Below are 20603 nucleotides of genomic sequence, written 5' to 3' on the forward strand. Positions count from 1 at the left end.
GTGTGCTTCCATGAGGAAGCAATGTGCAGATACAATCCGTTTGAAACTGATCAAGATTGCCGTTAAGGTAGTCAGATCAGGTAGATATATTTATTTCAAGCTGTGTAGCAGTTGTCCTTATATATCTGAGTTTCATGAAACTCTAACAAACATAAGCGGCTTACAGCCACAGCTGGAATAGCAACTAATAATGTACCTTGATAACTTAAAAATCTGTATTTCTGATACATAGGGATAGTCTACCCTTTTTTAGGACTAAATCCCGCCTGTTCTAGGCATCCATTTCAAAAAATCGGATTATGGATCAGATTTTAGGAAATTAAGTTGTCATGAATAATTCAGGATTATCTACCTGCATACTAAACTCAGCCTCAGAATAAGAGCTGTAGAATCTTGAATGTGAATCCATGGCAGGTTTTTTCATAAGATTTGAATAGTACTCTATAACCTCTGTATAGTTTTCCTTACTGAAATTCTCGGCAATCAGCTTCTCCATGACTTCAACCATGCGATTACAGAACTCTTTATTCATCAGTAATGACTGAAATACCCTATCGCCATGAACCCCAGGCTGCATAAAGGTATTTATTTTGTAATTCTGTTTTCTGGAGCTGTTCATGGTATCCCCTGTAAAATCCATGAGCCATCTCCATCTTCCATCAGAGTAGCCAGTCCCGCTTGCATCAACGGTCTTCCATGTTGAGGTTCTTGTTGTACCTAGTTTTGAATTAGCCAGGTAAATATTCCCACATACATATGTAAGATAACTATCAATATCCATCATCTCTTTAACATGCTCATAGTTTTCAGGCACGCTCATATCATTGGTGGTTATATATTCTGTCAGACTTCTGAAAGACTGATTATAAACTCCATAATAATATTTTCTTATGTTGAGTCCATCTTCGCTTACGCCATATTCCTTGGCAAAATATTTAGTATCATAAGGAGCCTTGAGCATATACACGCCCCAGTATTCTCCATTTAGGAATAACACTACCGGAGTCATTTCGTAGGTTCCAACAGCTGTATCTTCCATAAGGCCATTAGCAATATATTCTCTAAGTTTGACATCCTCATCATCAAGGTTCTGCTGCACAATTAGCTCATAATTACCATCTATATAATCATGAAGTGATGAACCTACATATTTCCATATAGATCCGTCCATAGTAATCTTGAATGCTTTTTGAACAGAGTATACTTCACTGTTGTAATAGATACCTATCTTTCCATCGCTCTCTAATGACTTTCCCTTAGAAGCTTCAAAATAGGTTATCTGGCAGTCCTTTTTTTCTTTGCTTAAGTAATTGGAGAAGTTGCTGGGATGTGCCTCTCCTGCAATTAAGGCATCATCGTATCCTTTACCCGATACGTAAATACCGCTTTCATATCCGATCAGATCTTCAGGATCCATAGTAATTGAAATAATAGGAATATTCCTGTAGGATACATCCCTGGCCATATCAATAAAGTATATCTGTGAAGCCTGACCAGTAACCTTACCGCTTCCATCTACTCTTATGGCATTGACCACCATTGCTCTGTCAATGGCTCCGCCAGTATATTTTGCAGTCTGATAATAGTCAAAGGCTATCTTTGAATATACCGCATCAGAGCTTGAGGGCTTTCTGATCATTATTGGTTCCACATATTCATCAGACTTTGTTGTTGGCATAGTACCATCTGTTGTGTAATATATCTTTTCCCCAGCGCCTGCTTCCAATGTAAGAGGAAAAGTACCGGAATAAAAACCAGATGGCGTAGAAAACTTTATACCATCAAAGCTTACATATTCTATTTCTTTTGAGTCATTTGCCTTGCCCTTGGTAGGAGACATAAATCCCATCTCCTTACTGTCTGCACTTCTCTTTCCATAGCTCTTCCCAGCAGTTATCTGTGGAAGCAGATATCCGGCAATATCATTGCCATCTTTGTCCTTAAGTGTGATTATATTGACCTTGGCATCTCCAGGGTTTTTCTTAAGGTCAATAGCGATGTACTGATTTTTTTCAATTAAAGTTCCATCTCCTATGGTTCCGATTTCCTCCCCGGCAAGAAGAATCTTTATACCAGATAGATCGATGGAGTCGGTTCCGTAGTTGTATAGCTCAATATATTTTTCTGAAGAAGCCTCGCTAAGCTCTATATAGTCGGTAAAAACTTTTTCTGTTTCTGCTACAGTAGATGCTACAAGTTCGCTGTCACTTTCAAGCATCTCTGAAACCATCTCACTGCTTTTCCTGGAAGCATAGATAATAAAAATCAGCAAACACAGACAAATGATGCTGAGTAGAATTATCAAAAAATCTTTTAGATTAAATTTCTTTTTCATGTTTCAAAATCCTTCTGTCTAAAATATGTAAGATCAGGGAAGCAATAATTGCTCCTATAAAGCCCCCGCTTAAGTTTGTAACCAGATCCGTTACTTCAAAAGAACCTGTCCCTGTCATAAGCTGAATACATTCTATTCCAAAGCTAAAGAGGAAGCTTAAAAGTGTACACATGACAATGTTTCGAATGTGTCCTTCTTCTTTCCTTAAAACTCTTATCAAAAAACCAAATGGAACAAACAAAAAAACATTAAGGATGCTGTAAGCCGCCTGTTTCTGCCTAAACCATCCGCCCTTAATATATCCAAAATCCAAATGAGTTACTATCTGTCCTTCTTTTGAGCCGGGCTGTCTCCTGAATATGGTTATAAGAAGCATTATTCCTACATATACAAAAAGAAAATAGGCAGTAAAAAGCCCCCTTTTGGTAATATTCCCCTTTATCCTCATCAGGATATATCCAGGAATAAGAATCACCAGGGCTCCTACAATTAATAAAAGCTCAATCTGCGCCACATATATTCCCCGTAGCTGTTCAATTATAAGTCCCCAAATAACTGTAAAATAATAGTTCATTATTACAACTCCGGTAATTGTCTTCCTTCCTTTTGTGCATGCGAATAGGCATAAAAAGGTATTCCCTTATTAAGTCTCTTGTATCTGCGTTTTCTGACCAGAACCTGAACCTTGTCATAAATAAACTCATTACCTTTTAGGGAATTCTTTATCCGGTTCTTCAGACTATCTGAGTCATCCTCTTTAGTTCTCCACTCACCTGCATTTAAGTGAATAGCATAGTGTCTTCCAGAAAGTGTTCCTATCTCAAATAATTCCTTGGGATAAATAACAAAGTCCCCCATATCCTGGAATTTGTTATTGAGCATCAAAGCTGGATAGTGCTTTAAAATGTAATAGGTATAATAGTAATTGCTGGTGGCATATCCATGAACATAGAGTATATCGTCCTTCCACTCAAAGACCTTGTCCTGCCTTTTACTATCCACCGGAAGTATCACGCTTCTATCGTACATATCCATTATTCCACGGATAAAAGGGTTCCCCTTTTCGCTTCCAATAATGGCAGTTCCAATTGAACAGTCAAAAATGAAATTCAGAAATGCCTTATGCTTTAATAGCTTGTCAAAAGACTTATACACTTTCACGTCGGTGTCCAAATAGATACCGCCGTATTCATACACAGCCTTAAGCCTGTAGTAGTCACCAATAAATCCAAGTTGCCTGTCCCTGAAGGTGTTTCTCACAAACTCATTCTCATCAAAGGAACAATTACTCTCATCCCATCTCATAATGGTATAGCCATGGAGTCTTTCCCAGGTATCAAGACACTTTTTTAGATCCTCTGGCAGAGGTTTTCCACCAAACCAGCAATAGTGAATGATCTTGGGTATTCTATTTCCATCTTCAGGAGCTATGTTCTTTATAACTTCCACATCAGTAGTCTGACTGATTGATGATGACATCGTAGAACGTTCCTTTCTCTTTAAGCTTGTCCTGGTCAAATCTGGTGCTCAGCTTGTGAACCCCTGTGGTCTTTTTAAGACATTCAAATTTATCAGGATTATACTTGTCATAAATATATGTTGCCAAAACATGAGCCTGGGCCTGGCTTACTATAGGCATAGCCTTGTACTCATCCTCATAATACTCATTAACAATCGCTTCAAAAATATGATAGATATAATAATTTGATGCGCGGTTGTTGTCTTTCCAATATTCATACAAAAACTTCTGCAAAAGAGATAGCATATTGTTATTGGTTGTGCTGTAAATAAACCAGTTGTTCAGCTCCATTATCTCCGGGTTAAAACCAAAATAATAATAGCTGTACATGAAAAGATCTGTCTTCTCGATACTCTCTACAAGATTTGCATCAGTCATAAAAACAGTAGAATCAATCCAGAATCCGCCATGTTTTATCAGTATCTCATTTCTGATAAGATCACTAAAATGTGCATGTCCTATAATGCCCTCATCATGCTTTTTAACGATGTAATCTGGAAGCGAAGCGTATTTCTGATAGTTACTCTCATCCAGCACAATAAACTTTTTATCAGGCATGGCTTTCTTCTGGCTCTCAAGGCACCTTTTAACAATATCTGGTGCATTATCAATTCCCTGAAGCCACATGAACCAGACAGTATCTTTGTTAGTTTTCTTCTCAAGGCACTCCCATGGCCTGTCCTCAGTGCATTTCTCCAGGTATTTCTTTTTAAACCTGCGGTAGAATATCATTCTGTGCTTCTGACCAGCCATAACACTATACAGAAAACGTGTCTTTTCATCTTTATACTTCACATGCATCATTACCTGATCATAGATAGTCCCCAGAAGCATCCTATCCTTTATTCTGTTCATAAGCTTATTATCATAGCTTGGCATATTCGATAATTCCTCGTTTTATATATTTACAAGGATCCTTGGCAGGAACATATTCCTTTTTATCCACACACAGGTACAATGCAAATAGAACGTACAAATACTTAAATGTCTGCAGCGAATCAGCAATATACAGGTGCAGACAATAGAAAACAGATCCAATAAATACCATTCTGATAGCAGCAGAATGAGTCTTATATATATCGTAGGCCATACGTAACCCCATATATACCAAAAACAGGATGTAACTGACCATTCCCGGATATGCATATCTTACATATTCTGCAATGTAGAAATTATCTATGGAAACAATTCTTTTTCCATCCACCATACTCTTAAAACCACGTTTTCTGCCTATTCCCAAGATGGGGTTAAGCCATTCCACATGGAATATTCGTTTGAGCAGATCTCTATAAGCTTTACTCTGTCTAAGCTGCAAGTAGTTCGCTCCATATTTCACCGAATAAGTAGTATCAAATAATGAGTCCACTAATGAAGTTATTTGCAGCATGACATAGGATCCAAACGAAGTTCTTTGCAGTACAAATGTTAAAAAGGCAAATATTGTTAAGGATGATAAAAGCAGCATAGTGTTATGCTTTATATACTTAAAATCTGAAAGCAAAAATATAGCAAAAATTTCACCAAATGCCACTCCTAATGTTGACCTTGACCCAGTCATAAAAATGTTAAATATTAAAAGCCACAAAAGTACAGGCCTTCTAAAGATATTTAGTTCTTCCTTCTCATAATCGTACGCCGCAAAAGGGAGAGCTGTTATCAACATAAGGCCATATCCAAGAGAGTGCCCTGCATTACCCATTATCCTGTAGTGGCCACCTCTCAAATATCTACCAGTGTAAATACCTTTTATAGTCACCAGATATGAAAAAGGCGAAACACTTGTAATTGACTCTATGACTCCCAAGATGACCAGCAGGTATATAAATCCCAGAAATATCTTTACTGACTGCTTAAATCCGAAGGTATCCCTGATAATATATATCAAAAGATACATCTCAAGAAATTCAATAAACGGATTAAGAAAAGCGTTAATATCTACCCTAAGCACCATAGTGTAGAAAAGGACAATAAAATATGGAATAAGAACAAGCCCCATCTTCTCAGTGACAATTATCTGTTTAAAAGAAGCTGTTCTTTCTTTGTCATTAATTATAAAAATAGCAGCCACAATAATAGTTATTCTAACTATAGTAAGATCGAACAGGGGATTTGCTATTCCAAAATACTGTGGAAGCACGTATAGAGAAAACATATACGCAAGTCCCACTTTTCTGAACCACTCCCTCTCAAGCGGATCTTTGAAGTATTTACTTTTCGTATTATTCACATTTTCTGTAGTACTATTCATATTACTTTCTTCTAAGTGCCATTAGTAGTTCCACGGGAATAGACCTTTTTTTGTGATAGCAGTCCATATACCCTAATAATCTAATGCTGTTAAAAATCTTTTTATTCTGGATCAGGCCAAGCCTGAGCCCTGTTGCCTTTATATGGCGATCCATGAGTCTTGTTTTAAACTCTTTTTCTGCCACAGCTTCGTTTTCACAAATAAAGCGCCTTGTAGCCTCGTGGCTCTTTTTTAGTTCAGTCAGATATCTGATCCTCTGCTCGTTTTTATGTTCCTTGTGAAGGGTGACATTGCTGGAATGAAGTCTTCTTTTTAGTGTAGTCTTATGGAAGAAATATAGTCTGTCCATGGAAAGAGCCAGTTTCCAGACATATTCATCGTGAGCCCAGCCTTCATACCAATAGTCCTTAATATCCTCAAGGAAAGACCTTGTCATGAGCATTGTACAGCCCTGACAGCCAATAAAAATGTTCTCGGAATTAAAGGAAAGCTTCTCTACTGAGCCATCGTTTTTAAATCTGGCAAGTTCCCAGGAAGGCACATCTGGTGCATCTTCACTGCATTTAAAGGGTTCAAACTCAGATCCCAAAAGAGCTATATCTTTGTTTTTCTCCATGACCTGCACCATATCCTGAACCCTGGTGCTGGTCCATATGTCATCCTGATCACAGAAGAAAACATAATCACCTCTGGTTTCAAGCAGTGCACTTATAAAATTAGAAGCATATCCGAGGTTTTTCTTATTAACAGAAAACTTTACGATATCCGAAAGCCCCTTTGCCTCGATATACTTCTCCACAACTGCCGCTGTATCATCTTTGGATATGTCATCGTGGATAATGATCTCATCCACTTTCATTGACTGATCCAAGATAGATTCAAGCTGTTCTATTATGTAGTTTTCCCCATTATAGGTGGCCATGGCCACAGAAATATGCGGCTTCATTTTTCCCCTTATCCGATCATCACTTTGGACAGAACAAAGGCATAAATACCGCAGTTCCATCTACCTACTGACTTTATATACACCCCAATCTTACCCTTAAAAAATTTATTCTTGCGGTAATAAGGAAAATTCTTATTTACAAAATCAAAGGTCTTATCAAATAATTCCCTTCTCATGTATCTATTAGGAACTCTTCCTATTCTGCTAAGATTGCTGCAGAATGCTATTTTCACACAAAAGTACTCAAGCTCATCCTTGTACTGTCTAAAGATTGCTTTCCTGTGATAGAAATCTATTATATTGTCCAAGACTTTAAAAATATCACCAACCCTGGCTCCAAGATTCTTTGTCATGGTGGAACTTGGTCTTACGCTGTAATACACTAGCTTTTCATCAAGATATGCGTGCTTTTTTATAAAGGGAAGTGCCTTTATATAAAAGGCAGTATCTTCATATATCATTCCCTCTGGGAAAAAGACATCATTGTCTGCAAGGACACTTTTTCTATATAGCTTATTCCAGGGAGAAACCTGAGGATCAAAAAATAGTTCTCTCACATCCTTGTGAGCTCTTATTGTTCCTCTGGTTCCTATTTCCCTGTAATTAGGAAAAGAATCATCCTCTGAAGGAAGTTCAAACATACTGTGATAATGGCACTCAGTAAGATCCGCATTTTCAGCCTTTGCAAGCTCATACAGCTTTTCAAACATGGTCACATCCACATAATCATCAGAATCAGCAAAACCAATATATTCACCTCTGGCCATCCTGATGCCATAATTTCTGGCTGTGGCCTGACCGCCATTACTCTTGTGAAACACTCTTATAATATCTGGATACTTCTTACTATACTCATCACAGATTTCTCCAGACCCATCAGTTGAACCGTCGTCCACCAAAACAATTTCAAATTCTGAATGAGGTATTGTCTGTCCTACCAGTGCATCAAGACTTCTTTTTAGATACCTTTTTGTGTTGTACACTGGCACTACTACGCTTACCATAATTTCCACCGTTAACATAATCCTTGTGATTATAATCTACTGACCTGACGTCCATTCCGTTATAAATAAATCCGCAAACATTTGCGCCTACAGCGTCAAGCTTTCTGATAATTAGTTCTTCTCTCTCAAACCTTGTTACGAACTCTCTTATCACGACTATAAATGCAGTTGCCACATTGACAACTTCCACGCCATCAGCAACTATACCAATAGAAGGTGTATCAATAATTATGACGTCGTAATTATTCTTAAGATCTGCAATCATGTCCTTCCACTTATCACTGATCAAAAGATCTGTAGGGTTAGGAGGAATAACGCCCGTAGTAATAACATCAAGGTTTTCCCTGGTGTTCGCATGAATATTCAGCTTTTTCTGCAGGCCTCCAAGATACTCTGACAGGCCATTCTTGGATTCTATGCCCAGAATCTGCGCTATATCACCATTTCGAAGGTCTCCATCAATGAGAAGAGTTTTCTTTCCCATCATTGCGAAGTTAGTTGCAAGATTTATGCTGTTAGTAGTCTTACCTTCGTCATAATCTGCGCCTGTTACAGCAAATACAGGACACTTCTCTCCATTACCCATAAAGAGCATGTTAGTTCTGATATCGTTGTAGGCTTCCCTTAGAACAAAGGGGCTGTCATCTGACAGAATTACCTTTACATTACCCTTTTCATCCTTTTCCTCCATTTGAGGAACTATTCCAAGTATTGGAATGTTGTAAACATCTGTAATTTCATTAAGTCTTCTGTATCTAGTGTCTCTAAGACCTCTAATGATAAAAAAGAAAGCTGCTAAAGCTGCACCTGCAACTGCCCCCATAAAAGTCATAAGTGAAACGCTTGTTGACTCATAAGGCACAGTCGGAAGCTTAGCCTGATCAAGAACCTCGATACCGCCAGACTTTACAACGCTGACAATTTTCTCTGGTGCAAGTTCTCCGATGGTATTGGCTATAAGCATCGCGTTGTAGGGATTAACATCGTATACCGTAACCTTAAACACCGCTGTACCTGATACCGCAGAAGCGGAAATCTCAGACCTTAAGATGCCAGGGGTATAATACACCGGATCAATACCAGACTTTTCTATAACCGACTCCAAAAAGCTATTGCTCTTTAATATCTGCAGGTAACTACTAAGAAGTGCCGAAGCATTACCTACCTCAGCTGAAGAAAGATTGATCCCACTGTCATTGATATAATCCGGATTACTGTATACATAAAAAGAAATCTGCGCTGCATAGGTATCCTGCCTCAATACAAAGGTAGCGCCTCCTGCCAGCACACCAAAAAAAAGTCCCACCAGTATCATATATTTGAGTTTGGACTTTATTATCCAAAAAAGTTTCTCTATATGAAAGTTGTTGATAATAGTTTTTAACACAATAACTCCTCCAAAAAATCAGATAAAATCAAGCTCACGAAGCTTTCCCAAAAAATCCTGAACAGACTCCTCACATTCCTGCCTTGAAACCTCATACTCAGAAAGCAGCTTATCAATGATCTCGCCTACAGTAATCTCTTCCTGGATAAGATCCCATATGTCATTACCTGCGCCCTTTATCATGAAATACTTACCTGATTCAAAATCAATCATAACTTTTTCCCCAGAAAGATCTGTCACATTCAGCTGCTTTTTTAATTTTACTTTTTCTGTCATCTCCACTTTCGTCTTCCTCCACCTTAATATGCTCCCTTTTTTGTTAAAAGAACTCCCACCGTCTTAAATAAAATCGCAATATCTGACTCTAAGGTCCAGTTGTCGATATATCTCAGATCCAGCTCAACTACTTCATCAAAGCTCCTGATATCATTACGCCCACTGATCTGCCAGAGCCCTGTAACTCCTGGCTTGATACTGATTCTCCTCCACTGGCCTCTCTTATACTTGGCAACCTCATCGATTGTCGGAGGTCTTGTCCCCACAAGACTCATATCTCCCATTAGTACATTGATCAGCTGTGGAAGTTCATCTATACTGGTCCTTCTAATGAACTTACCTACCCTTGTTACCCTCGGGTCGTCTTTTATCTTAAACATGAAGCCGTCCATTTCGTTCTGCTCCATAAGTTCATCCTTGCGTTTCTCCGCATCCTGACACATACTCCTGAATTTGTACATGTTAAAGGTGCGGCCGTTTTGTCCAACACGAACCTGCTTAAAAATAACAGGTCCGGGAGAATCAAGCTTAATTGCTATCGCGGTTATCAGCATCACAGGCGATACAATTATGATTGCAATAAGGCTAAAGACAAAATCCATCGCCCTCTTTATAGCCTGCTCATAACTGTTAAGTGTGATTGTATGATATGTGATAAGCGGGTATGTCCCAACAGAACTAACATAACTATTAGATCTGTGCATCCTGCGTGAGTATGAAACATCCATCACAACCTTGACAGTGACTCCCATCTCAAGACACATGTCAATATACTGCTGTATCTGTTCTATATTGTCATCACTATGCTGTATGAAATATACCTGATCAATCTCGTTATTTCTGACAATCTTCTCGATGTCATCAATAACTCCCAGAATATTGAACACCTTTTTGCCGGGAAGTTCTCTGTCCAGAATATATCCAACTTCCTCAACCTTGACGCTTGTCTTATTCAAAAAATAATTGAACTTCTCATACTCTTCAAAAGTACCGACAAAGGCCGCTCTAGGCGCCAACCTGTCTGCAAATATCATTTGAAAAAATCTGCTGAATACCATATTGATGCATATGGCAACATATACCCAGAAAATGAAATGAAGATGAAATCTTCTGATATTGATATGAGGATTATAGACATACATAAGTCCCATAGTGATCCCGGTAGCCAGAATCCAGGACTTACTGATAGTCTTCCAGAACCTGTCCATATAGAAAAAGAACGTCACATCGTATATTCTGGACTCCTTGTTGGACAGAATATAGATTGTACCAAAAACCACAACAAGCGCGAGACATTTTGGCTGTGTCGTTGGTAAGATCACATCCTCAAACGCCTTGCGCTCTATAAAATAAACAATAAAGAGGACTACAATATCCTCCATCATTTGTATAAAATTTGTGTTTGCCCCTTTGTTACTGCGATTCATCGTAATACTGCCCCAACATCTTAGTATCAATCAAAGATATTGATAAATCTCATGATAGTCTCCTCTATATTACCACCCCTAAGTTCGTATGGTTTAAAGTCAAACGTCCTTGCTTTATCAATATAATCCTTTAATTCAGTTACCTCTTCACAGCAAAGAACACATCCCTTGGATGAAAATGCCTTCGCAATCTGACACTGATGATCGTCAACATGCTCTGCATACTTGTTCTTGCGTGGTACAACTATTATTGGCTTACCACAATTGATGCCTGTAATAATCGTTCCTACACCTGCATGAGTAATAAGAATGCTGCACTCCGCAATTTTCTTATTGTACTCATCGGCATCCACAAAATCGGTATATTCACAGTTCTTGGGAACATAGTCTGAGTGACCCTTCTGAATGTATATATCTTCAGAAAGTACCAAAGCCAACTCATCTGCTGCCTTGACCAGTCTATTCATTTGAAATTTCTGCGTCCCCAATGTGACAAATATCAAAATATACCGCCTCCAAGCATCGACTTCGGATATTTCTCTAGCATATCCTCCCACTGTACCATGAACAAATCTGACATGTTATAAACAAGCTTACCTGTAAGAGATGGCTCTGTGACTCTTGCAAAAGACTCAACATAAACCACCTTGATACCAAGAAGTTTGCCTACCACGCAGAAAGGATATGCCACCAAAGCTCCTGTTGTAATTATAAAGTCTGGTTTTTCCTTGAGCAGAATAGAAAGCGTCTTAAAAAATAGCCAAATAAACTTTGGAAAAAATGTGATCTGCTTTCTGTTCATCATTGGAACAAGATACCTTTTTTCACAGAAATCCTTGATCTCGAAATCACTTTTCTCTGTTACTAAAAAGCAGTCATACATCCCCTCGATTTCCTTCAGACGGGAAATTTCCTCAAGATGTCCCCCTGAAGATGCTACGAATGCAATCTTTTTAACCCCTTTTTTCATACTGTCCTCCACATCCAGACACACATCCCCAAAACTATGTGTATCTGCCCCTCATGCAAAAAACTCTAATTGAAAACCTCTTTTGAAAATCTAAATATGTAAAACCTACAATATCTAATTTATACCTATTATAATCATAAAATCTATCATATTTGTTAGAATTTTTGAATAGAAAAAAATAATAAAATTCTTGAATTTTTTCAAGGTTTTATTGATTAGATTGCAATCAATCTAAAAAAGCCGTAAAATTAGATAACTTATTCAGAATTCAGGAGGTTTTTTTATGCTCTTTACCAAAATGCACGGATGCGGCAACGACTACGTTTACGTAGATGGTGCCAGGGAAAATATTCCCCAGAATAAAAAAAGTGACCTTGCAAAAAAAGTTTCTGACAGACACTTTGGAATTGGTTCAGACGGCCTTATATTTATCAATCCAGTTTCCGATTCATCCATTGATTTTGAGATGGAAATGTACAACGCCGATGGTTCAAGATCTGAAATGTGCGGAAACGGAATAAGATGCGTTGCCAAATATGTTTATGACAACAGACTCACCAATAAGAAAAATCTGGTTATAGTAAGTGCCGGACAAAAGAAATATATAGATCTGACTGTTGGTGACGACAACCTTGTGTCCTCAGTAAAGGTTGATATGGGTGCACCAATACTTACTCCCGAGCTTGTACCTGTATCACTCGATAAGTCAGAGGCTAACAGTACTTCCACTGATGCCATGATAAATGCCCCAGTCACAATAGATGGCAAAGAGTGGAATATCACCTGCGTTTCCATGGGTAATCCTCACGCAGTTGTTTTCCTGCCGGAAGATGTGGACCTTGAAACCTTCGATATTGAAGCTATCGGACCAAAATTTGAGAATAATGAGATATTCCCCAACCGCACCAATACAGAGTTTGTAAAGGTAGACAATAGAGGCTCAGTTCATATGCGTGTGTGGGAAAGAGGCACTGGAGAAACCCTTGCCTGCGGAACAGGGTGCTGCGCCACAACTGTTGCCTGTATTCTAAACGGTCTTACAGATAAAAAAGTTGATGTTCATGTTCTTGGGGGAATTGTTACCTGCACCTGGAATGGTGACCTTGAGTCTTCCGTTATCATGGAGGGCCCTGCAACTACAGTATTTACCGGAGAGATTTCCATAGACTGATCCAAACAGCTCCATGAAATAAAAAAAGACAACTGACCACTATTTTCTTAAGTGCAATCAGTTGTCTTTCTTAATATTCATTATTTACTTTTCTCTTTACCCTTCTCTCTAGCCACAATGTAAATCCTCTGGCTCTCAGCAGTTGGTGCCTTGTGAGTATCTGCATCAACTATAGTAACTAGCTCTAGCCCCGCTTCTTTCAAATAGTACTTCATATCCTCCACCGTATATCCTCTCTGATAATGTGTCTCCGAAAAACGTCTGAATACATCCTCCTCCCCAGAAGTCCTGACAAAAATAGTCAGATCGTATTCATTGATGTGCTCTTCTTCGTGATAATAATTATCCCAAATAAAGCTGCAGTCCTCACGATTCTCTGCAATCGTAGCATCTCCTATCACATCTCTGTATTTGTAGAGAGTGTTGAAATCAAAAATAAATATTCCACCCGGATAAAGGAAATTGTTGACAAGCCTAAAGGTCTCAATCACATCCTCATCCTCAAGCAAGTAATTGATGCTATCGCACACACTTACAATAGTTCCGGCAGTACAGTATAGATCAAGCTCCCTCATATCCTGCTCAAGATACATGATATCAAGCCCAGCCTCTGCTGCCTTGTTCCTTGCTATGTTCAGCATCTCAGGAGACATATCAATCCCCATGATGTCATAACCCTTTTTCTTCATGATCTGGGTAAAAGAGCCAGTGCCGCAGCCAAGCTCAACCACAAGATTTCTCTCCTGTAAAAGAGCTGCCTCTGTATCCTCTATAGCTTCCGCATCAGCCTCAGCTTCCGTGCCTGCCTCTGCAGCACTCTCAGTATAAGGCCTTGATATTCCATACTCGTCTATAAGCTCAGCAACATAGTCTCCCCACACTTCGTAGGGGGTCTCATCCATAAAGGTGTCATATACAGTTGCAAAATCTGAATATGCTTCCATATAAAGCTCCTACAATCAGCCAAAGGTTCCAACTAAAAGATTGGCAACTACAAAGCTTCCTACGCCCATGATAGTACCGGCAAGTGCAACACCACCAACTACTGCCATTACACTCTTTTTAAAATCCATATCAAGAATGCTGGCAGCAAGAGTTCCTGTCCAGGCGCCAGTTCCAGGAACTGGAATACCTACAAAAAGAAGAAGCGCCCAGTACAAGCCTCTTCCAGCCTTAGCCTGAAGCTTTGCTCCTCCTTTTTCACCTTTTTCAAGGCAGAAAGTAAAGAATCCGCCGATCACAGGCTTCTCTTTGCCCCACTCGAGCACCTTTCTGGCAAAAAAGAAAATGAAAGGTACAGGAAGCATGTTGCCGATTGCAATAATAATATATGCAAGAAGCATGTTGAAATTTGGATCAGCAACCTTAATTCCCTGGGCAATCGGAATAGCTCCTCTAAGTTCAACAAGTGGAACCATAGCCCACAAAAAAACTATCAAATATTTCTTCAGCATTAAATAATCTCCTTTAGTACGCTGATAAGGGTATCCATCTCCTCATCAGTTCCTATGGAGATTCTAAGATACTCACTTATCCTTGGTAAATCAAAGCGACGAACTATTATATCATGCTGACGCAAATATTCAAATAGCTCCTTGCCAGGCCTGTCTGGGTGCATTGCAAAGATAAAGTTAGTCTTGGAATCCGCAAAAACAAAGCCAAGTTTAGAGAGTTCTTCCTTGATTCTTTCTCTGGTTCTTATTATCATGCTCCTGGTCTTTTCAAAGTAGTCCCTGTCCTCGATTGCCAAGGCTCCAAGCTCAAGGCTTGGCATATTCATGGTGTAGGAGTTAAAAGAAAACTTGGCATCGGACAAATATCCAATAAGCTTCTTGCTACCAAAAGCATAACCAATCCTCATTCCAGCCATAGACCTTGACTTTGAAAAGGTCTGGACCACCAGTAGATTATCATACTTATCAATAAGAGGAAGTGCTGATTCTCCGCCAAAATCCACGTAGGCTTCATCAACGATCACAACCACATCAGGATTTCTTTTTACAATTTCTTCTATTGAAGAAAGAGAAAGCTCCACTCCTGTCGGTGCATTAGGATTAGCTATGACAATACCGCCATTTTCCCTGAAATAATCTGAAGGTTCTATAGTAAAGTCGCTCTTTAAAGGAATCTGCTCATAAGGGATCCTGTAAAGCTGCGCCCATACATCATAAAAAGAATAGGTGATATCAGGGAAAAGGACTGGCTTATTCGAATTAAAGAATGTCAAAAAGGCCATTGACAGCACATCATCAGATCCTACTCCCACAAATACATTGTCCTTATCAACTTTATAAAAATCAGCAATTGCATTAACAAGGCGGCTGCAGCCAGGATCAGGATATTTCCTGAAGGCATCTGCATCCATATTTCTAAGTGCCTCCTCCACAGCAGGTGCTGGAGGATAAGGGTTTTCATTAGTATTTAGCTTTATAATATTCTTGATCTTAGGCTGTTCGCCTGGAGTATATGGTATGACTTTTCTAACATTTTCTTCCCAGCTCATTGTATTTCCTCTACTTTCTCACTTTCACGCTCTACTAAGATAAAGACATTCTACAACAAAAAAATCCGCCTCTCAAGTCCTTCTTGAAAGGCGGATAAAGCCTGAAATTATCAACCAGTAACTGCTGCAAGTACTGGTACTCTGATAAACGCCAGTGTTCCATAGCGTGTCATATCAACAACTACGTGGTCCTTGCGGATCTCTGCTGTTGGAAGCTGTACCCATTTGCCGTTCTGAAGCTGATAAACAGCAATTGTATCGCCGGCAACTACACCTGGCATGTAGAAATTAACTCTTGCTGTCCTAAAGCCTACCGTTGATGAAACTGTAACACAGTTGATAAGGCCGCCCCTTACACTTCCTGCAAGAGTATTGGCTGATGTAAGTGTTCCCCCGTCAGGAACGCCGAGTACAAAGGTGACATTACTTCTGCCGCCGTTTATCTCTACATGTCCGCCCTGGCCAATTATGTTGCCATTAAAGGAGACAGCATTATTTCTAATTAGCTGCTGATTTCTGTAATCAGGTCCTGAAGAACCTCTTGATGGAGCTGGCGCACTCTGCTTGCTGTTTGCAGTTGCCTTTACAGCATCTATAAGAGCTGAAATCTGTGCTGACTGGGTTTTGTTGGCCTGTTCAAGCTTCTCATAAGCTTTTTTCTGAGCCTCCAGTTCAGCCTTAAGCTGTGCAATCTCAGCCTGTGGACTGATAGAGCCCTCACCAGAATTTCCAGTGCCTGCTGAATCAGTAGCACAAACACAAATACTAGATGATACGATCATCATTCCTGCCATTACGAGAGCCAGAATCTTTTTCATTTTTCTACGCCTCCATACTTTCTTAACAACTTTAGAAATCATCAGGATCACCATAATCCACGTATCTGTCTATCTTCCCTGCCACATCTCCCACAAGGCATCCAACTACCACTAATTGTTTGCCTGAGGAAGGATCAACTGTCGAAAGTGTGATTATGAAATTGTCAGGCTGTACCTGGTTCTCCCAGCCCTCTCTAACTATTTTGCTCATGCTTCTTGAATAAATCTCATCCAGAAACTGCTGACATCCAGAAGCATAGCTAAAATCATATTGCTCAAGAAGCCTTGTATCTTCTCTTAGGTATGCGGCAAATGTATAATAGATAAGCGCATTCCCTTTCATATATACGTAAATGTATTTATGTTCGTCAAAAAATTCCTGATCAAGAAACTTACTCAGAGGTGCAAACATTGTGCCATCTGATGGTGATGAGCCGTGAAGTACTTCATTGAAGTCGCACATGTCATTTAAGTTTGCAGCTTCTATATAGATAGCGCCCTTAGGATCCTCTTTTCCCAGATAATCATGCGTCTGGTAAAATGAATCATCTCCGTCGCCCCTTTGAAGCACGGGGTAATCAATTCCAGCCTCAGGAATCCTTATCCAGGCAAAGATATCACTATTTAGCCTTGAAAGCTCGCTGACATCAACGTAATCAGAGCCCTCTTCCTCCGTAGTTTTCTTGCTGGACGTCTTGCCACAGCCTGCTATCAGCGCAAGGCAAAGGCAAATAACTAATATTCTTACAATCCTATATCGGCTTTTTTTCTCCAAAACTTTAGTCTGCATAATCAACTTTTTCATAAAAAACTTCAATTATTGTTTTGTAGAGATCATCCTCATCCACATAGAATTCCTCATACTGGCCATTCTTCTGAGTTTCACCGTCTATCATCATAAAATCAGAGGCATCAAAGGAATATCTTGTCATATAAGGAGCAAGATACGAAATCTCGTCTGCTGTAATATCCGTTACCATCTTGTCGCTTATTGCTGTAAAAAGATCTATGGCAGCGTTACTATTTTCCATGCTCATGGTCCTTGCTGCCTTGATAAATCCGTTCAGGTACTGGCGCTGCCTCTCAAGTCTCCTGTCGCTGGAACCAAAGAGCTTAACATCTCTGCTCTTTACGTAGTGAAAGGCGCTCTCTCCTTCCAGATGGACCTGGGCTCCTTCTACCAGCTTACTATCCCATTTGGTCAGGTCTTCCAGAACAGTCACATCTACGCCGCCAACGATGTCATTTATTGTAGAAATGGCGCTCATGTTGATAGCTGCATATCCATGTATTGGAAGCTGGTAAAAGAGATTTGAAACAGCCTTGACCTGATATTCACAGGACTCTTCCATTCCGTTTCCAAAGCCATGCTGAACAGCAATCTGCGCGATAGTTGTAGTCATGTATCTGCCATAATCATCATAGATATCCACATCTGTCATGGTGTTTCTATTAATTCCAATGATCTTTATGCTCTCGTCGTGGGGATTTAATACCAGCAGGAAAAGAGCATCCGCCTGGCCACCATCTGTGCCCTCCTGTACCTCTTTTACCACCTCATCGTCCTTGTCTATTCCCATGATCAGGAAAGTAGTAATGTCCTCGTTGTAGTCATAGACATTACCGTTGTACCTTACCCAGTCGTTCTCCCAGACAGTGTTGTTCTCTGCAGGGCCGCCCGCCATCTCTTCATCAAACATAGGTGAAGTGGTGGCCGACTTGGAATCCAGATTCTGTTTGCCAAATATCCTCATGGCTTCAAAGGTAGTAAGGCCGCCCGCAATTATGGTCATAAGGACCGCCCATACCACAAGGATTATTCTGCCTGCTTTCCTCATAAGCTATATTTCTCCAATCGCAGAATTCTATTCCCCTTAGCTTTTATCTATATTTCCTCCAGTCTCCATATCTGCAAATATACTAATATTCTTCCTCCGCCTGTTCTCCAGAACTCCCCTCTGCGCTGCTATACATCTCACCTGAATCCCCAAAACTCAGATCAGGGTACATTTCTTCCAGATTTTCTTCCTCTGTCTCACCTTCAAGATCCTTTATGTCCGCAGGGAACACTCTGGACTGCTTGGTGACATTGCCGCTATAATCTGCCACAGCATAGTAAACAACCGCTGTCTCAGCTTCTCTGTTTAAAACAACCTTTTCCACAACAATCCTGTTTGTCAGATCTCCATCTCTTGAATCATAGGCATTTATTCCAGCAATAAGATCAGACTCTGTGGTCGTGGAATCATACATAAGATTCAAGGCTGAAAACCTGAACTCCGGCTCCTGTCTATCGCTCCTGCCGTAAGCAATTACGATAAGCGCAATCAGAACTCCGCTTAACATTGTAAAAAAAATCCCCAGAATATTTCCCTTCACGTTAATCTCCTGTAAGTCATCTTTTTAGTCGAAACTATAAATTCGATAAATTCTTAGTCCTTGCGCATTACCCCTGCCAGATAATTAAGTTCGTCCAGGTCATCATCAGAAGGCTCCTTTTCAACACTAGCCTTTGGTTTGGACGGTACCTCAATATTATCTTCTCCGTATTTGCCATAGTACTTGCCATAATACTTGCCGTAATATTTGCCATAGTAGCTTCCATAATGGCCATAATATCCTTTGCCTGTTATATCGACCTTGTTAAGGACAACGCCCAGCATCTTGGCTCCCGCCTTATCAAGCTGATCTTTAACCCTCTGGGCAAATCTGTAGCTTATAGCATTTGATTCTATTACCATGACAGTTCCATCGCACTGCTTGGCTACAACAGCAGCATCGATAACACTTCCAAGAGGAGGTGTATCAATTATGATATAGTCAAAGACCTGTTTCATATTTTCAAGAGCCTTGCCAAAAATCCTGCCTCCTAGTAGCTCACTGGGGTTTGGTGGCACAGGGCCGCTGAAAATAACATAAAGATTAGGCGTATCAGTCTCGCAGATAACACTTGATAATCTCTCCCTTCCCACAAGGCAGTGGGTAAGGCCAAGGCGAACAGAGCCAGTCTTGTATCTTCCAACAAGCACCGACTTACGCATATCAGCATCCACCAGCACAGTCTTTTTACCTGCCTCTGCAAAGGCTCTTGCAAGAGCCATGGCAACTGTAGTCTTTCCCTCTCCAGGTGTACAGCTTGTGATGGATACCACCTTCACGTTCTGTCCACTAAATTCGATATTACTTCTAAGGGTCTTATATGCCTCTTTTATCTGATAGTTATTTTCTGATTGGCTAAAATGAAGCTTGGCGTTCTGCATTTATCCCCCTACTTACTCTTTTTTGGCTTTTTCTTTTTCTTCTTATCCTGTTCATCCAGCGTCAGCGGTATAAGTGCCAGAGTGCTCATTCCAAGATATCTTTCCACATCATCATTGCTCTTTATTGAGTCATCCAAAAGATATCCAAGGATTGCAAAAAAGGCTACTACAACAGCTCCCAAAAAGCCTGCAATAACTGTCCATCTCACAACGCTGGGACTTGACTTGGATGTAGGAACATTAGCTGTTTCCGCTACATTTATAGCATCAATATCCATAACGTTTGTGATATGTTCGCTGGCCACCTCTCTTATGCAGTTGGCTATCTTCATAGCCATAAGAGGATCTTCGTCTTTGACAGTGATAGCTACAATTCGCGTATCAGAAGGGGTATCAACCTTCAGAACCTCGTACAGATCCTTGTACTCCATATCAACAAGATGAAGCCTCTGGATTACTTCCTCCAAAACTCTTCTGGATTTTATAAGCTCTGCATAGTCCTGTGTCAGCTGTGTAGATATCTGCACATCAGAGTACGTTACTGTCTGATTCTCCTCTTTGTTGAGAATATAAATCTTGGTGGTGGATTCATACTCAGGATGAATCACAAACTTGCTAAGGAAAAGCCCCGCCAGTGCAAAGAAAACTCCAGCACTAATGATCAGAAAGGCTCTTCCCATCAGAACCGCAAATAATTCCCCAAGATTAATTTCTAGCACGTCGTCTTTGTTGTTCATCA

The 20603-nt window shown here is 39.9% G+C and carries 23 protein-coding genes; 2 read left to right on the forward strand and 21 right to left on the reverse strand.

Going from position 1 to position 20603, the window contains the following annotated elements; genetic code table 11:
• A partial coding sequence (locus BLO53_RS03470; RefSeq protein WP_176757148.1) for a transposase occupies window positions 1-181 on the forward strand: 181 nt, incomplete at its 5' end.
• Window positions 182-319: 138 nt separating this feature from the next.
• On the opposite strand, the gene BLO53_RS03475 is transcribed toward BLO53_RS03470, so the two are convergent.
• Genes BLO53_RS03475 through pssD form a run of 12 tightly spaced genes read right to left on the reverse strand, consistent with a single transcriptional unit; the run spans window position 320 to window position 12112 of the window.
• A complete protein-coding gene (locus BLO53_RS03475) occupies window positions 320-2335 on the reverse strand; it encodes a CotH kinase family protein (protein WP_092059133.1) in 2016 nt (671 codons plus the stop codon).
• Window positions 2319-2909: a VanZ family protein gene (locus BLO53_RS03480; protein ID WP_092059134.1), complete on the reverse strand. Its 591-nt coding sequence runs from the start codon at window positions 2907-2909 to the stop codon at window positions 2319-2321. The genes BLO53_RS03475 and BLO53_RS03480 overlap by 17 nt, the downstream gene beginning before the upstream one ends.
• Window positions 2910-2911: 2 nt before the next feature.
• Window positions 2912-3814: a glycosyltransferase family 32 protein gene (locus BLO53_RS03485; RefSeq protein WP_092059135.1), complete on the reverse strand. Its 903-nt coding sequence runs from the start codon at window positions 3812-3814 to the stop codon at window positions 2912-2914.
• A complete protein-coding gene (locus BLO53_RS03490) occupies window positions 3786-4733 on the reverse strand; it encodes a capsular polysaccharide synthesis protein (protein ID WP_092059136.1) in 948 nt (315 codons plus the stop codon). Before BLO53_RS03490 ends, BLO53_RS03485 begins: the two co-directional genes overlap by 29 nt.
• A complete protein-coding gene (locus BLO53_RS03495; protein WP_092059137.1) occupies window positions 4720-6102 on the reverse strand; it encodes a hypothetical protein in 1383 nt (460 codons plus the stop codon). Before BLO53_RS03495 ends, BLO53_RS03490 begins: the two co-directional genes overlap by 14 nt.
• Before the next feature lies 1 nt (window position 6103).
• On the reverse strand, window positions 6104-7048 hold the full coding sequence (locus tag BLO53_RS03500) for a glycosyltransferase (protein ID WP_176757149.1): 945 nt from the start codon (window positions 7046-7048) through the stop codon (window positions 6104-6106).
• Between the two features lie 8 nt (window positions 7049-7056).
• Window positions 7057-8052, reverse strand: coding sequence for a glycosyltransferase family 2 protein (locus BLO53_RS03505; protein ID WP_092059139.1), 996 nt, complete (start codon window positions 8050-8052; stop codon window positions 7057-7059).
• The gene (locus BLO53_RS03510) at window positions 7994-9439 is read right to left on the reverse strand and encodes a polysaccharide biosynthesis tyrosine autokinase (protein WP_092059140.1); all 1446 of its coding nucleotides are present in this window, start codon (window positions 9437-9439) and stop codon (window positions 7994-7996) included. Before BLO53_RS03510 ends, BLO53_RS03505 begins: the two co-directional genes overlap by 59 nt.
• Window positions 9440-9457: 18 nt before the next feature.
• The gene (locus tag BLO53_RS03515) at window positions 9458-9715 is read right to left on the reverse strand and encodes a lasso peptide biosynthesis PqqD family chaperone (RefSeq protein WP_035789499.1); all 258 of its coding nucleotides are present in this window, start codon (window positions 9713-9715) and stop codon (window positions 9458-9460) included.
• 23 nt (window positions 9716-9738) lie between these two features.
• Window positions 9739-11142, reverse strand: coding sequence for a sugar transferase (locus tag BLO53_RS03520; RefSeq protein WP_092059141.1), 1404 nt, complete (start codon window positions 11140-11142; stop codon window positions 9739-9741).
• Window positions 11143-11168: 26 nt separating this feature from the next.
• A complete protein-coding gene (pssE, locus tag BLO53_RS03525) occupies window positions 11169-11699 on the reverse strand; it encodes a PssE/Cps14G family polysaccharide biosynthesis glycosyltransferase (RefSeq protein WP_255363870.1) in 531 nt (176 codons plus the stop codon).
• Window positions 11642-12112 (reverse strand): PssD/Cps14F family polysaccharide biosynthesis glycosyltransferase, encoded by a 471-nt coding sequence (gene pssD / locus BLO53_RS03530; protein WP_026488829.1) that lies wholly within the window; start codon window positions 12110-12112, stop codon window positions 11642-11644. The genes pssE and pssD overlap by 58 nt, the downstream gene beginning before the upstream one ends.
• A 283-nt stretch (window positions 12113-12395) precedes the next feature.
• On the opposite strand from pssD, the gene dapF reads away from it, so the two are divergent.
• Complete coding sequence (gene dapF, locus BLO53_RS03535; protein ID WP_092059143.1) at window positions 12396-13283, forward strand: diaminopimelate epimerase; 888 nt, start codon at window positions 12396-12398, stop codon at window positions 13281-13283.
• A gap of 80 nt (window positions 13284-13363) precedes the next feature.
• Here dapF and BLO53_RS03540 read toward each other — a convergent pair whose 3' ends face one another.
• The 9 genes from BLO53_RS03540 to BLO53_RS03580 all read right to left on the reverse strand — a co-directional run bounded on the left by BLO53_RS03540 (window position 13364) and on the right by BLO53_RS03580 (window position 20601).
• Complete coding sequence (locus BLO53_RS03540; RefSeq protein WP_092059144.1) at window positions 13364-14227, reverse strand: class I SAM-dependent DNA methyltransferase; 864 nt, start codon at window positions 14225-14227, stop codon at window positions 13364-13366.
• A 15-nt stretch (window positions 14228-14242) separates the two neighbouring features.
• A complete protein-coding gene (locus tag BLO53_RS03545; protein ID WP_092059145.1) occupies window positions 14243-14737 on the reverse strand; it encodes a COG2426 family protein in 495 nt (164 codons plus the stop codon).
• Window positions 14737-15786, reverse strand: coding sequence for a histidinol-phosphate transaminase (hisC, locus tag BLO53_RS03550; protein WP_092059146.1), 1050 nt, complete (start codon window positions 15784-15786; stop codon window positions 14737-14739). The genes BLO53_RS03545 and hisC overlap by 1 nt, the downstream gene beginning before the upstream one ends.
• A gap of 110 nt (window positions 15787-15896) precedes the next feature.
• A complete protein-coding gene (locus BLO53_RS03555) occupies window positions 15897-16604 on the reverse strand; it encodes a hypothetical protein (protein ID WP_092059147.1) in 708 nt (235 codons plus the stop codon).
• A gap of 31 nt (window positions 16605-16635) precedes the next feature.
• Window positions 16636-17409 (reverse strand): class B sortase, encoded by a 774-nt coding sequence (locus BLO53_RS03560; protein WP_092059148.1) that lies wholly within the window; start codon window positions 17407-17409, stop codon window positions 16636-16638.
• Window positions 17384-18442, reverse strand: a complete 1059-nt coding sequence (locus tag BLO53_RS03565; RefSeq protein WP_092059149.1) for an LCP family protein — start codon at window positions 18440-18442, stop codon at window positions 17384-17386. Before BLO53_RS03565 ends, BLO53_RS03560 begins: the two co-directional genes overlap by 26 nt.
• An 82-nt stretch (window positions 18443-18524) precedes the next feature.
• Complete coding sequence (locus BLO53_RS03570; RefSeq protein WP_092059150.1) at window positions 18525-18983, reverse strand: hypothetical protein; 459 nt, start codon at window positions 18981-18983, stop codon at window positions 18525-18527.
• Between the two features lie 53 nt (window positions 18984-19036).
• Window positions 19037-19864, reverse strand: coding sequence for a polysaccharide biosynthesis tyrosine autokinase (locus BLO53_RS03575; RefSeq protein WP_092059151.1), 828 nt, complete (start codon window positions 19862-19864; stop codon window positions 19037-19039).
• An 8-nt stretch (window positions 19865-19872) separates the two neighbouring features.
• Complete coding sequence (locus BLO53_RS03580) at window positions 19873-20601, reverse strand: YveK family protein (RefSeq protein WP_092059152.1); 729 nt, start codon at window positions 20599-20601, stop codon at window positions 19873-19875.
• Window positions 20602-20603: the final 2 nt, after the last annotated feature.

Origin of the sequence: Butyrivibrio sp. INlla14, assembly GCF_900102515.1 — a bacterium.
Taxonomy (GTDB): Bacteria; Bacillota; Clostridia; order Lachnospirales; family Lachnospiraceae; genus Butyrivibrio.